The following is a 13199-nucleotide window of genomic DNA, read 5'->3' as shown; positions in this document are numbered from 1 at the left end:
CAGTGCTCGCTTGTCGTGGTGAAGAACATGAGTGGAAGGAACTGAGGGATGATTGGAGTAACTGACATGCCGAAGCTCTCGCGCATTCGTATTCGTGCCATCGCAGCAGTCACGCTCGTTGCCGCGGCGATCGCCGTACCCAGGACAGCCCAGGCTGAGTGGCAGCGCGCGGACATCGACCAGGCGATCCAGCAATATCTCGCCGCGCACCCGGAAGCCCTGGGGCCGGCAATCGAGAAATACCTGGCTGATCACCCGGAGGCGGTGCGCACTGCCCTGATGGCGCTGATTGCCAAGCGCAACGCTGTCGCCCAGACCGCGCCCGCGGCTGCGGCGGCCAGCGTCAAGCAGGCGATCAGTGACAACGCCAAGGCGCTGTACAACGCGCCGTTGCAGACGACACTCGGCGCCGCTGACGGCACCAGGACGGTGGTCGAATTTTACGACTTCAACTGCGGCTATTGCCGCAAGGCGCTCGGCGACACCCTTACGCTGATCGCCGACGAACCGAACGTGCGCATCGTGCTCAAAGAGCTTCCGATTCTCGGGCCGGACTCCGTCGAAGCCGCGAAGGTCGCGATCGCGCTGCAGATGCATCATCCCAGTGCCGGGGAATCCCTGGAGTTTCATCGCCGCCTGCTGGCGAAGAAGGGAAGGGTCGATCGTGCCGCGGCGCTTGAGGTGGCCGCAGATCTCGGCTTCAACGCAGGCGAGATCGAGAAGGATGCGGCGAGCGTCGAGGTGAACGAGGCCCTGCAGCAGAACACGCGCCTTGCCTCGGCGCTCGGCATCAATGGCACGCCGGGTTATGTCGTCGGCGACAGCATAGTCCCCGGGGCGGTCGGGGCCGCAGGGCTGAAGGCACACCTCTCGGCTGTGAAGGAACCATAGCGCGCGAGCGGCCGAGGCTTGGCACCAGCTCCGCCAAGTGCGTTCCGGTGACGTCCCCGCACAGGAACAGACGCACCTGACGCAATGCGTCGGTCATGGTGGCGACGCTGGTTGCGACATGGACGCGGCGGGCAACTGCTGGCGGTTGCCAGTGCCGCATCTGCGCATGGCCGAATTGACATTGCTCAATAGTCCCGTGAGCTATTCGAGCTACCTGATGTCATGGATGATTTTGCGCCAGGCACTCTCGAGCGTCGTCGCGCCTTGATCGCGCTCGTGAAGGATCTCGTCCACGAGCTTCATCCTCAGCGCGGCCGGTTCATGGAGGTCGAGCCTTCGAGTCGCATCGAGCGAGACCTCGGGATCGACAGCCTCGCGCGCACTGAATTGATCCTGCGCATCGAGCGGGCTTTCCACGTTCGCCTTCCGGCGCAGGCGGTCGGCGAGGCAGAAACCGTCGAGGATCTGGTCCGCGCGCTCGAACGGGCCGGCCCGACGCTGGACCGCCCGGTCTCAGTCGGGCACCCGGTTTCGGCGCTTCCGGCCGTACCGGCCGCAAGCGAGGCGCGCACCTTGATCGAGGTGCTGGACTGGCACGCAACGCGACACGCCGACCGGCTGCATTTGACAGTATTGCAGGACGAGGCGACGACGCTCGGGACGCTCACCTATGGAGAACTTGCGGCGAAAGCCCGGCAGGTGGCCCGTGGTCTGATCGCACGAGACATCACGGCAGGAGACCGGATTGGATTGATGCTCCCAACCAGCATCGATTTTTTCGTCGCCTTCTTCGGCATTCTCTACGCCGGCGCGATACCGGTCCCGATCTACCCGCCGATGCGCCTGTCGCAGCTTGAGGACCATCTACGGCGCCAGACCATGATTTTGCGCAATGCCGGCACCCGGATGCTGATCACCATGCCGGAAGGACGGCGATTAGCCGGCCTGCTTCGCAGTCTGGTGCAAAGCCTGGTCAGCGTCGCCAGTGTCGCCGACATCGAAGCCTCCGCGGCGCCGGCGCCGCTACCCCATTTGAAGGATGCGAGTGCAACGGCCCTGATCCAGTATACGTCAGGCAGCACCGGTGACCCGAAAGGCGTGGTGCTCAGCCATGCGAAGCTGCTCGCCAACATCAGAGCGATGGGCACGGTGATGGAAGCCGGTTCCGCCGACGTCTTCGTCAGCTGGCTGCCGCTGTATCACGACATGGGGCTGATCGGCGCGTGGCTCGGCTGCATGCATTATGCAGCACCGCTCTACGTGATGTCGCCGTTGAGTTTTCTGATCCGACCGCAGAGCTGGCTGTGGGCGATGCATCGGTATCACGCAACGTTTTCAGCATCGCCCAATTTCGGTTTCGAGCTATGCCTTGCCAAGATCAGCGATGATGATCTCGAGGGACTCGATCTGGGCTCGCTGCGCATGGTCGCCAACGGCGCCGAACCGGTCAGCGTCCAGACTCTGCGCCAGTTTGCCGAGCGGTTCGGCCGTCACGGCTTTCCCGCAAAGGCGATGGCGCCGGTCTATGGCCTGGCCGAAAACTCCGTCGGCCTGGCTTTTCCGCCGCTCGGCCGCGGGCCGGTCATCGATCGCATCAATCGCGACGAACTGAGTATTCACGGCATCGCGAAGCCGGCACCGCCTGGCGATACAGCGGTCCTGGAGATTCCGGCGTGCGGCCAGCCGCTTCCCGGCCATGAAATCCGCGTGGTTGACGCGACCGGCCGCGAGCTGGGCGAACGGCGGGAAGGACGGATCGAGTTTCGCGGCCCATCGGCGACAAGCGGCTATTTCCGCAACGAGACGAAGACGCGCGAACTGTTCCATGGAGATTGGCTCGACACCGGCGACCGCGGCTACATGGTTGGGGGCGACATCTTCGTGACGGGACGAGTCAAGGACATCATCATACGAGCTGGCAGGCATCTCTATCCCCAAGAGATCGAGCAAGCAGTTGCCAATATCCCGGGCGTGCACAAAGGCGGCGTCGCGGTGTTCGGCGTACCCGATCGCGTCTCGGGGACGGAGCGCGTCGTCGTGCTGGTCGAAACCCGTGAGTCCGACCAACCTCGCCGCCTCGAGTTGCAGGCGCGCGCCCAGGAGGTTGTGACGGACGTCGCAGGCACGCCACCCGACGAGATCGTGTTGGCGCCGCCCCGCACAGTGCCGAAGACATCGAGCGGAAAGATTCGCCGCAGTGCGGCCCGGGAGCTATACCAAAGAGGCGATATCGATACGCACCAGGGCACACTTGGTTTGCAGTTGTTGCGTCTTGCCCTTGCCAGCGCGGCGACTCAGGTCGGTCGGCTTGGCCGACTGCTCTACGAAGACATCTATGCAGCATGGTGGTGGATCATGCTCGGCGGCGCCTTCGCTGCGGGATATCTTGCCGTGCTCATCCTTCCGACGCCGAGATCGCGCTGGTCGGCGCTCAGGCAGATCGGTCGCATTGCGCTCGCAGGGATGGGCGTTCCGCTTGCGATCAAGGGCCTGGAGAAAATTCCTGCGCAAGGGGCGGTACTCGTATTCAACCATTCCAGCTATATGGACGCCTTTGCTCTGGCTACGACACTCCCCGGGGAGCCAGCGATCGTCGCAAAGCGTGAATTGGCCGAGCAGCTTGTCGCAGGACCAATCCTGCGCCGGCTCGATATTCCCTTCGTCGAACGTTACGACGTCTCGGGCAGCCTGACGGATGCCGCGCGACTGGGTGCGCTAGCCCGCGACCGGCGGCTTCTCGTCTTCTTTCCAGAAGGAACGTTCACGCGCAGGGCCGGGTTGTCCGGCTTCTATCTCGGCGCCTTCAAGACCGCGGCAGAAGCCGATCTTCCCGTCCTGCCGGGCATCATCGCCGGCACACGGACAATGTTGCGCAGCGATCAGTGGTTCCCGCGCTACAGCGCAGTCAGCATCGAGATCGGCGATCCGATCCAGCCCCGCGGCATCGATTTTCAATCCATCATTCGGCTGCGCGACCAAGTGCGACAATGGATGCTCGCTCGTTGCGGCGAGCCGGATCTGGAAGAACTCGTCAAGCCCGAGCCGATGTCCCCCGCAGCCTGAAGGAGAGAGCCATGAAGCTCGTTTCCAGCGCCTTTGCCGACGGAGCGGTCATTCCGCGGCACTTTACCTGTGACGGAGACAACGTTTCGCCTCCTCTACAGTGGTCCGGTGCGCCAGCGGGAACGCGGAGCTTCGTGCTGCTCTGCGACGATCCCGACGCGCCCGCGGGCACTTGGCACCACTGGGCGGCCTACGACATTCCGTTCACGAAGACGGAGCTTGCCGAGGATGCCACGAATGCGATCATCAAGGAAGCGGTCAACGATTTCCACAAGACCGGTTATGGCGGGCCCTGCCCTCCACATGGCCATGGGCCGCATCGTTATCATTTTCGGCTGCTCGCGCTTTCGACCGACCATGTCAGGGCCAAGGCAAACGCGTCCTGCCGGGATGTCGAGCGCGAGGCACGCAAATTTGCGCTCGCGGAAGCGGTTCTTGTCGGCCGCTATGAGAGATAGCGCTGCCAACCTGAGCGCACAGAAACATGACCCATTGTCAATCTGCGGCAAAGCGCGCGTGTCGGGCATCGGCAAGAAGCTCGCGAGACGCGCCCCCATTGATATGACTATGGTGGCGTGATCGCGGCCCTCGAACTGGATCTCCGGCTCGCTCGCCTGGTGTCATCGACAATGACCGTCAGCTCATATGCGCCTCCAAACGCGGGCGCCGCACCTGCGTCGTCACTGCAAACCCAACAGGACTCCAATTGCGGCTGGATGAAACTTCGGGGACAGGTCACACGGTGCCAAACCGGCAGACCGCGGGGCTCATTGTTGACGCAGATCAACGAGCGTCCGCGCGCTCGGACCAAATTTTAGCTGGTACAGCGACGCGTCGGGCGCGTTCGCAATGAACCGGAGCCAATCATGACCACCACGGACGCGGCGAACTCCCGCGGCGGGAGTGAAGCTCAGACCGAGCAGCAATGGGAACGAATCCGCAAGCGCCCGCAAGACTACGTCGGCGCAAACCTGATCGATTATGATCAGGCCAGGCGGACCTTCTCATGGGCCGATGCGCGAGCCTTGCTCGACGGGCTTCCCGGCGGCGGTCTCAACATCGCCCATGAGGCCATCGACCGCCATATGAAGGCCGGTCGCGGCGACAGGCTTGCGCTGCGCTGGATCGGCCGCGACGACAGCACTCGCGATTTCACCTATGCCGCGCTCGGCGCCCAGGTGAACCGCTTCGCCAACACCCTGGCCCGGCACGAGATAAGGAAGGGCGACCGGGTCTTCTCGCTGCTCGGGCGGGTGCCGGAACTCTACATCGCAGCCCTCGGCACGCTGAAGAATGGCGGCGTGTTTTCACCCTTGTTCTCGGCGTTCGGACCCGAGCCCATCAAGGCGCGCATGACGATCGGCGGAGCCAAGGCGCTCATCACCACCGAAGCCTTCTATCGCCGCAAGATCGAGCCCTGGCGCAGGGAGCTCGCCAGCCTGGAAAGAGTGTTCCTGACTGAATGCTCGGCCACTTTGCCGCCCGATACGATCGACCTTGCTGCGGCGCTTGCGGAGGCCTCTGAAGTCTTCGAGACGGTGCGGACCCTCCCTGAGGATATGGCGCTGCTCCATTTCACCAGCGGCACGACCGGCACGCCCAAGGGAGCGGTGCATGTGCACGAGGCGGTCATCGCCCACAATGTGACCGGCAAGCTCGTGCTCGACTTTCATCCCGACGATATTTTCTGGTGCACCGCAGACCCGGGATGGGTCACCGGGACTTCTTACGGAATCATTTCGCCACTGACCAATGGCGTGACCATGGTCATCGACCAGGCCGAGTTCGACACCGAGCGCTGGTACCGCATTCTGCAGGATCAGAAAATCACGGTCTGGTACACCGCGCCGACCGCGATCCGCATGTTGATGAAAGCCGGCGCCGAATTTGCCAAGAAGTTCGACCTGTCGACGCTGCGCCTGCTCGCCAGCGTCGGCGAGCCGCTCAATCCGGAAGCCGTGATGTGGGGCATGGAGGCTTTCGGCAAGCCGTTCCACGATAATTGGTGGCAGACCGAGACCGGCGGCATCATGATCACGAATTTTCTGTCGATGGACGTGAAGCCGGGGTCGATGGGCCGACCACTACCCGGCATCGAGGCCGGCATCGTCGAACGATTGGAAGGCGGCGCGTTGCGCGAGATCACCAGGCCGATGGCCATGGGCGAATTGGCCTTGCATCCGGGCTGGCCGTCGATGATGCGGGGCTACCTGAACGAGGAGGCGCGCTACAAGAAGTGCTTTGCAGGCGGCTGGTATCTCACCGGTGATCTCGCGATGCGCGACAGCGATGGCTATTACTGGTTCGTCGGCCGCGCCGACGACGTCATCAAGAGCTCCGGCCATCTGATCGGACCTTTCGAGGTGGAGAGCACCCTGATGGAGCACAAGGCCGTTGCGGAAGCCGGCGTGATTGGCATCCCGGAGCCCACTGCCGGCGAGGTGGTCAAGGCCTACGTGGCGCTCAACCCGGGCTTTGCGCCGAGCGACGCGCTGCGAAAGGAGCTCCTCGGCCACGCGCGGCAGCGGCTCGGACCGGCGGTCGCGCCAAAGGACATCGCGTTCCGCCAGAACCTGCCGAAGACTCGCAGCGGCAAGATCATGCGGCGCCTCCTCAAGGCCCGCGAACTCGGTCTGCCCGAAGGCGACCTCTCCACTCTCGAAAGCGAAGAACGATGACGGTTGCAGCCACAAAGCCGCATTTATCGCGCGAGCACATGCTGGGTCTGCTCAAGCACATGATCCGCATCCGCCGCTTCGAGGAGAAATGTGCCGAATTGTACACTCAGGAGAAGATCCGCGGCTTCATGCATCTCTACGACGGCGAGGAAGCGGTCGCTGTCGGAGTGATAACCGCGCTGGAAAAACGCGATCGGATCGTGGCGACATATCGCGAGCACGGGCAGGCCCTGGTGCGCGGCGTGCCGATGGCAACCGTGATGGCCGAGATGTACGGCAAGCAGGAAGGCTGCAGCCGCGGACGTGGCGGCTCGATGCACTTGTTCAACGCCGCGACCAATTTCTATGGCGGCAATGCCATTGTCGGTGGCGGCCTGCCGTTGGCGATCGGCCTTGCGCTCGCCTCCCATATGCAGGGCGATGATCTCGTCACGGCATGCTTCTTCGGAGACGGCGCGGTGGCCGAAGGCGAATTCCACGAAAGCCTGAATCTGGCGGAGCTTTGGCAGTTGCCGGTGTTGTTCGTGTGCGAAAACAATCTCTACGCCATGGGAACCGCGCTCGCCCTTTCGGAATCCGAAACTGACATCCAGCGCAAGGCGGCATGCTACCGCATCACTTCGGAAGCCGTCGATGGCATGGATGTGGTGGCGGTCGAGGCGGCGGCCCGCCGCGCGGTCCAGGCGGTGCGCAAAACGCGCATGCCCTATTTTCTTGAATGCCGCACCTATCGGCTGCGCGCGCATTCAATGTTCGATCCCCAGCTCTACCGCGACAAGGCCGAGGTCGAGTCGTGGCGTCCACGGGAGCCGATTGTGCGTTTCCAGGGATGGCTCGAGGCCAATCACATGGTCCATCCGGACGAGGTGTCCCGCATGACGGCCGAGATCGATGCCGAAATCGCTGAAGCAGTCGTTTTTGCTGAGGCCGGGACATGGGAGCCGACCGAGCAACTGAGCCGCTTTGTTTATGCAGACAGAGCGGTCCCCACCGGGATGTGAGGTTTCATGCAGCAGGTGGCACCCAGGACCAATGCAATCGAGATGACCTATCGCGAGGCGGTGCGTGCAGCGCTTCGGGACGCGCTCAGCCGCGACAACCGCGTCTTTCTGATGGGTGAGGACGTCGGTCGCTATGGCGGCTGCTACGCGGTGAGTCACGGACTGCTCGCCGAATTCGGGCCGCAGCGGATTCGCGATACGCCGCTCTCGGAGTCAGGCTTTACCGGCGCCGGCATTGGCGCAGCAATGGCTGGCATGCGGCCGATCGTTGAGCTGATGACGGTCAATTTCAGCCTGCTCGCGCTCGATCAGATCCTCAACAATGCAGCGACGGTGCGCCACATGTCGGGCAATCAGTTCGGCGTGCCGCTTGTGATCCGCATGGCCACCGGTGCCGGCCGCCAGCTGGCAGCCCAACATTCCCACAGCCTTGAAGGCTGGTACGCACATATTCCCGGCATCAAGGTGCTCGCGCCGGCAACCTTGGAAGATGCCCGCGGCATGCTGTGGACCGCCCTACAGGAACCCGACCCGGTGCTGATCTTCGAGAACGTCATGCTCTACAACATGTCGGGCAAGCTCGCGTCCGGTGCCGGAGCCGTCAATATCGACAAGGCTGCCGTGCGCCGCCAGGGCCGCGATATTTCTCTCATCACCTATGGCGGGTCGCTCTGGAAGACGCTCGAGGCTGCGACCGCGCTCGCAACCGATGGCATCGATGCCGAGGTGATCGATCTGCGCAGTCTGCGGCCGCTCGACGACGCCACGATCATGACTTCGGTGGCCAAGACCCGGCGTGCCGTCATCGTCGACGAAGGCTGGCGTTCCGGGAGCCTGGCGGCAGAGATCGGCATGCGCATCGTCGAACAAGCCTTCTGGTCGCTCGACGCGCCGATCGGGCGGGTTTGCAGCGAGGAGGTGCCGATCCCCTACCCTCACCACCTCGAAAACGCGGCACTGCCACAGACAGCGAAGATCGTGACCGCTGCGAAAACGGCGCTCGGCCGGACGTGAGGCGGGCCGTGGCCGAATTCCTCATGCCCTCTCTCGGCGCCGATATGGAAGCCGGCACGCTGGTGGAATGGCTGGTGAAGCCGGGAGACCGGGTCAAACGCGGCGATATTGTTGCGGTGGTCGAGACACAGAAGGGTGCGATCGAGATCGAAACCTTCCTGGCCGGCGAAATCGAAAAATTCCTCGTCAATCTTCACAGCAAGGTGCCAGTCGGAACGCCGCTAGCACTGATCCGTACCGACGGTGAAGAAAGAGCCGCCGTCACAGCACCGGTGCCACCGCCGTTACCTCTGCCAACCGCGCATCCCCCGATTGCGGTGCCCTCCCAACCACCGCCCACGCCGATCGGCGCGCCAATGCCGCCACCGCTTGCGGCTGCTGTCGTGGGACGGCTTCCCGCTTCGCCTGCCGCACGACGGCTCGCCGCAGAACGCGGCGTCGATCTCTCCACCATCACCGGCAGCGGACCGGGCGGAGCAATCGTCTACGTCGACGTGGAGCGACAGTCCGGCGCAACCCCGCCACCAACCGAAAAGAGGCGCGCGGGCTGGCTTGATCTCGCGGCGATGCGGACAGCCATCGCGGCCGCAATGGCCCGGTCGAAGCGGGAGATCCCACACTATTATCTTGAACATCAGATCGACGTCACGCCATGCGAACACTGGCTGGCCGACCAAAACGCGGCGCTTCCGCCCGACAGCCGCCTTTTGATCGGCGCGCTTGCGCTGAAGGCGGTCGCGCTGGCGATTCGTCGCTTTCCAGCCTTCAACGGCTTCTACCGCGACAACAAATTCGAGCCGTCAAAGGCGGTGCATGTCGGGGTTGCCATTGCGATCCGCGGCGGCGGCTTGGCGGCGCCGGCTCTGCATGACGCGGACCGACTGCCGCTCCACGACTTGATGAGCAGCTTACGCGACCTGGTGCAACGAACGCGCTCGGGGCGGATTCGCAGTTCGGAACTGTCAGATCCGACGATCACAGTATCCAGCCTAGGCGAGCGCGGAGTCGAAGCTCTCTATGCCATCATCTATCCACCCCAGGTCGCGATCGTTGGCTTTGGTAAGGTCGTTACGCGTCCCTGGATCATCGATGGCGTGATCGGCCCCCGTTCCGTGGTGACCATGACGCTGGCAGGTGATCATCGCGTGACCGATGGACACGCCGGCGCCTTGTTTCTGGCCGAGATCGGCAGACTTTTGCAGGAGCCTGAAAAGCTATGACCGAGATCGAGATTCGCAAAATCACGCAGGGTGAGCTCAGCGAAATCGTCAAACAGGAGCTTAACAACATCGCGCCAGAAGTCGATCTGGCAAACATTGATCCAGCAGCTGATTTGCGCGAGACCGTCGATATTGACTCGATAGACTTCCTGAACCTCGTGACCGCCCTGCATCACCGGACGGGCATCGATATTCCGGAGATCGACTATCCCAAACTCGTTACTCTCTCCGGAATGATCGCCTATCTCAGAGCCAAACTGGAATCGGCCAAGGAGTAAGTTGGTTGCGCCCGCGGGAATTGCGAGTTCTGAGCCTTGCCCGGCAACTTCAATCGCCGGCCGCTTGAATCAGGATGCAACGGGCGGCGGCGCGCGCCCCCCGGTCGGAGCGATGCTGGGCTCTGTCTAAGGACGAGAAGTCCTGTTTCTGCTAGGCAGTCGGCACGCGATAGCGTGCCCACAGCAACGCGATTGCACAAGATCCGAGTCTCGCCAGTGATTTGTCGGCCCGGCTCGTCAGAATGATGGGAACGCGAGCACCGACCACAACGCCCGCAACGTCCGCGCCGGCGAGATATTCGAGTTGCTTTGCCAGCATGTTACCCGCCTCGATGTCGGGCACAACAAAGATATCGGCCCGTCCGGCAACCGGAGAGATGATGCCTTTGCTCGTCGCCGCCTCCCTGGAAACGGCATTATCGAAGGCGAGTGGCCCGTCGATGACGGCTCCAGTGATCTGACCGCGATCCGCCATCTTGCAGAGTGCCGCCGCATCGATCGTGGAGCGAATCTTCTCGGTAACAGTTTCGATTGCCGAGAGAATTGCGACGTGAGGCGACGGATTGCCAAGCGCATGCGCAAGGTCAACTGCGTTTTGCACAATATCCCTTTTGTCGGAGAGATTTGGATAGATGTTGATGGCTGCGTCGGTCACGAAAAGCGGCCGCGGATAGAGCGGGGTGTCGATGACAAATATGTGGCTCATCCTGCGCTCGGTCCGCAGCTTCTCCTCAGCCAGGATCGGCATCATGAATTCATCTGTATGCAGGCTGCCCTTCATCAGCGCTTCCACCCTGCGGTCGCGGGCGAGGGCGGCCGCCAGTACAGCGGCCGCATGGCTGTGCTCAGCCGGAACGAGTTCGTAAGGGGTCAAATCGAGCTTGGCCTGCTCGGCCGCCGCCCGTATCTTCGCCTCGGGCCCGACCATCACGGGCAGAATCAAGCCCGCTCGCGCTGCTTCGATGGCACCGCTGAGAGACAGGGCATCAACTGGATGGACGACGGCTGTGCGGAGGGGCTGCAGGCCTTCCGCTTGCTCAATGATCCTCTGATAGTGACGGCCCTTCGCTTCGGGGCGGACAGACGCGCCTCCTTGCTGGACTGTGATGGTTCCGCTGTCCATAGGATTCATCCGACATGACTCCGCTCGGAGATGCTTGTCATATCCAGCCCCATGGATAGACGGGTGCCATGAGGTAAATCAAAGGTCTGACGACCAAGCAGGCGGCTTGAGAGAAACGTCAATCCAGCCACGGAGGTTGCGAGGCTGGAGCGGATCGGCGATATCCAGCATTGCTTCAAACTGCCTTTCTGCGCAGGGCTGGTCATGACACGTCGCGTGCCTGCATCGTTGTTACTTGGCAGCGAATCGCAGAAGCTTGTCAGCCTTGCGCCCAGCGTCGTGATCGTCGTGCCGTCACGGACTGGCTGTTCACGTTCGGCTGAGGCAGGTCGCATGTGGCCGGAGACGAAAACGATCCATCTCGTCTCCAATCGGCTCTCGAACGGCGCTACGATCCCTTGCGCTCGTTTTCGGTCCCGATACCGGGCGCCGACTTCTCCGAGCCAGCCCCGAGATAATGTTCGAACCAGCGAGCAGCATGCTCAATAACCGCCTCCAGCGCTCCCGGCTCGGGAAACAGGTGGCTGGCACCCGGAATGATTTCCAGGGCCTTCAAACCCTGCAGCCGTGCCAATGCCTCCTCGTTGAGTTCGATCACGCCGACATCCGCTCCTCCCACAACAAGGAGGGTGGGGGCCCGAACTTCATCAAGGAAGTCACCAGCAAGGTCCGGACGGCCGCCCCGCGATACGACAGCCCTCACGCGCCGGGGACATTTCGCGGCCGCAACGAGTGCAGCCGCAGCTCCAGTGCTGGCCCCAAACAGGCCCAGGGGAAGCCTTGCGAGAGACGGCTGTGCATCCAGCCAGCTGACAACGCCAGCGAGCCGGTCCGCTAGCAGCGAGATATCGAAGACGTTGGCCCGATCATCCTCTTCATCGTCGGTGAGAAGATCGAATAGAAGCGTCGCCATACCCCGGGTGTTCAATGCGTCTGCGACCGCCCGGTTTCGCGGACTCAACCGACTTGAACCACTCCCATGTACGAAGGCGACAATTGCATAGGCATCTCCCGGGACATGCAACACTCCTGCAAGACCAATCGGCGGGATCCGGATGTCGTGGGTGTCACTTCTTACCTGTGCCATCGATAAAGCGGCTCCTCGGTAGAGGCCACAACCTTGTCCTCTCGATAGGCTTCGTTTCTTGACACAGATCAATGAGTGTCCGGTTCTCCGGTGACGATCTTACAATCACCAATTGTCACGGAGAGCGGAAAATGGCGCTCTTCGAGCGAGATTGGGTGTGATCTACGCGAAAGCTTCTATAGCGCGCGTCGGGTCGCTTGACTGGCTTTTCCGCGAATATAAGCAGACGAAGGCGTGTCTTGAGAAGGTCTCGAAGCGGTCGTGGCCAAGCTATGAGCACAGCATGCAAGCCGTCTGCGATCTGCGAAACAAAAAAGGTGAGCGCATCGGATCGCTGCCGATCAAGAGTATCACCCCGCGCGCCGCCGATAAGGTCTACGAGATGTTCATCAAGAATAGCGCGGGCGAAAGTGTCCTCTTTCGGCGCGGCGAAAAATTCGTCGGCCTATGCCGCAAGGCATGGCGCGTAGTTCACCGACTATACCCGGCCGAATTCGCCGTCGAGTGTGAACGTGAGGGCCAGACCAATTTCCTTCCGCATCCGTTGAACGATCTTCTGCATGCCGGAGAACGAGTAGGGTTTGCTGACAGTCTCGACGCCTGCCGACACGGCGGGATGACCGAGCTTGAGGAAGCCGAACTTACGGAGGGACAGGGGCGCGCCCTGTCGGCACACTGCACAAAGGAAAGTTACGCCGGCTATGCCAAGCGCACAGCTCCGCGCATCCTTGCGGCCACACGCAAACGACGAGCTCACGTCTTGGCGAACACAACGCAAACGGAGTTTCAGAATGCGGTCTCTGGCGAGTTTCAGAACAACAAAATCGTGAAAATGTAAGATACT

At 62.3% G+C, this 13199-nt stretch carries 11 protein-coding genes; 9 read left to right on the top strand and 2 right to left on the bottom strand.

The genetic code is table 11. From position 1 onward, the window contains the following. The first annotated feature begins 66 nt into the window (after positions 1-66). From ACQR1X_RS02705 to ACQR1X_RS02670, 8 genes are all read left to right on the top strand, one after another. Positions 67-891 carry a DsbA family protein gene (locus ACQR1X_RS02705; protein ID WP_434898272.1) on the top strand — a complete coding sequence of 275 codons (825 nt, stop codon included), beginning with the start codon at positions 67-69 and terminating at the stop codon, positions 889-891. A 222-nt stretch (positions 892-1113) separates the two neighbouring features. Next, positions 1114-3954, top strand: coding sequence for an AMP-binding protein (locus tag ACQR1X_RS02700; RefSeq protein WP_434898271.1), 2841 nt, complete (start codon positions 1114-1116; stop codon positions 3952-3954). A gap of 11 nt (positions 3955-3965) precedes the next feature. Further along, complete coding sequence (locus tag ACQR1X_RS02695) at positions 3966-4412, top strand: YbhB/YbcL family Raf kinase inhibitor-like protein (RefSeq protein ID WP_434847611.1); 447 nt, start codon at positions 3966-3968, stop codon at positions 4410-4412. 408 nt (positions 4413-4820) lie between these two features. After that, positions 4821-6632: an acetate--CoA ligase gene (gene acsA, locus ACQR1X_RS02690; RefSeq protein ID WP_434898270.1), complete on the top strand. Its 1812-nt coding sequence runs from the start codon at positions 4821-4823 to the stop codon at positions 6630-6632. Then, a complete protein-coding gene (gene pdhA, locus ACQR1X_RS02685) occupies positions 6629-7633 on the top strand; it encodes a pyruvate dehydrogenase (acetyl-transferring) E1 component subunit alpha (RefSeq protein WP_434898269.1) in 1005 nt (334 codons plus the stop codon). The genes acsA and pdhA overlap by 4 nt, the downstream gene beginning before the upstream one ends. A gap of 6 nt (positions 7634-7639) precedes the next feature. Continuing rightward, complete coding sequence (locus ACQR1X_RS02680; RefSeq protein WP_315802373.1) at positions 7640-8647, top strand: alpha-ketoacid dehydrogenase subunit beta; 1008 nt, start codon at positions 7640-7642, stop codon at positions 8645-8647. A gap of 8 nt (positions 8648-8655) precedes the next feature. Next, positions 8656-9867: a dihydrolipoamide acetyltransferase family protein gene (locus ACQR1X_RS02675; RefSeq protein ID WP_434898268.1), complete on the top strand. Its 1212-nt coding sequence runs from the start codon at positions 8656-8658 to the stop codon at positions 9865-9867. Next, positions 9864-10145: an acyl carrier protein gene (locus tag ACQR1X_RS02670; protein WP_315802371.1), complete on the top strand. Its 282-nt coding sequence runs from the start codon at positions 9864-9866 to the stop codon at positions 10143-10145. Before ACQR1X_RS02675 ends, ACQR1X_RS02670 begins: the two co-directional genes overlap by 4 nt. A 151-nt stretch (positions 10146-10296) precedes the next feature. Here ACQR1X_RS02670 and ACQR1X_RS02665 read toward each other — a convergent pair whose 3' ends face one another. Then, on the bottom strand, positions 10297-11268 hold the full coding sequence (locus ACQR1X_RS02665) for a bifunctional enoyl-CoA hydratase/phosphate acetyltransferase (RefSeq protein ID WP_434898267.1): 972 nt from the start codon (positions 11266-11268) through the stop codon (positions 10297-10299). A gap of 388 nt (positions 11269-11656) precedes the next feature. Beyond that, on the bottom strand, positions 11657-12181 hold the full coding sequence (locus tag ACQR1X_RS02660) for a dienelactone hydrolase family protein (protein WP_316218415.1): 525 nt from the start codon (positions 12179-12181) through the stop codon (positions 11657-11659). 325 nt (positions 12182-12506) lie between these two features. Between ACQR1X_RS02660 and ACQR1X_RS02655 the strand changes: the two genes are divergently transcribed. Further along, positions 12507-13193 (top strand): hypothetical protein, encoded by a 687-nt coding sequence (locus tag ACQR1X_RS02655; protein WP_434898266.1) that lies wholly within the window; start codon positions 12507-12509, stop codon positions 13191-13193. Positions 13194-13199: the final 6 nt, after the last annotated feature.

Source organism: Bradyrhizobium sp. HKCCYLRH3073 (assembly GCF_051167995.1).
In the GTDB taxonomy this organism is placed as follows: Bacteria; Pseudomonadota; Alphaproteobacteria; order Rhizobiales; family Xanthobacteraceae; genus Bradyrhizobium.
The sequence above is the reverse complement of the archived record's forward strand: the minus strand, read 5'-3'. Positions and strand labels throughout refer to the sequence as shown.

Excerpts from the sequence above, each read along its gene's own strand:
- ACQR1X_RS02660 (WP_316218415.1), bottom strand. The coding sequence starts at position 12,181 with ATGGCGACGCTTCTATTCGATCTTCTCACCGACGATGAAGAGGATGAT.
- ACQR1X_RS02705 (WP_434898272.1), top strand. The coding sequence starts at position 67 with ATGCCGAAGCTCTCGCGCATTCGTATTCGTGCCATCGCAGCAGTCACG.
- acsA (WP_434898270.1), top strand. The coding sequence starts at position 4,821 with ATGACCACCACGGACGCGGCGAACTCCCGCGGCGGGAGTGAAGCTCAG.
- ACQR1X_RS02695 (WP_434847611.1), top strand. The coding sequence starts at position 3,966 with ATGAAGCTCGTTTCCAGCGCCTTTGCCGACGGAGCGGTCATTCCGCGG.
- ACQR1X_RS02680 (WP_315802373.1), top strand. The coding sequence starts at position 7,640 with ATGCAGCAGGTGGCACCCAGGACCAATGCAATCGAGATGACCTATCGC.
- ACQR1X_RS02670 (WP_315802371.1), top strand. The coding sequence starts at position 9,864 with ATGACCGAGATCGAGATTCGCAAAATCACGCAGGGTGAGCTCAGCGAA.
- ACQR1X_RS02665 (WP_434898267.1), bottom strand. The coding sequence starts at position 11,268 with ATGGACAGCGGAACCATCACAGTCCAGCAAGGAGGCGCGTCTGTCCGC.
- pdhA (WP_434898269.1), top strand. The coding sequence starts at position 6,629 with ATGACGGTTGCAGCCACAAAGCCGCATTTATCGCGCGAGCACATGCTG.
- ACQR1X_RS02700 (WP_434898271.1), top strand. The coding sequence starts at position 1,114 with ATGGATGATTTTGCGCCAGGCACTCTCGAGCGTCGTCGCGCCTTGATC.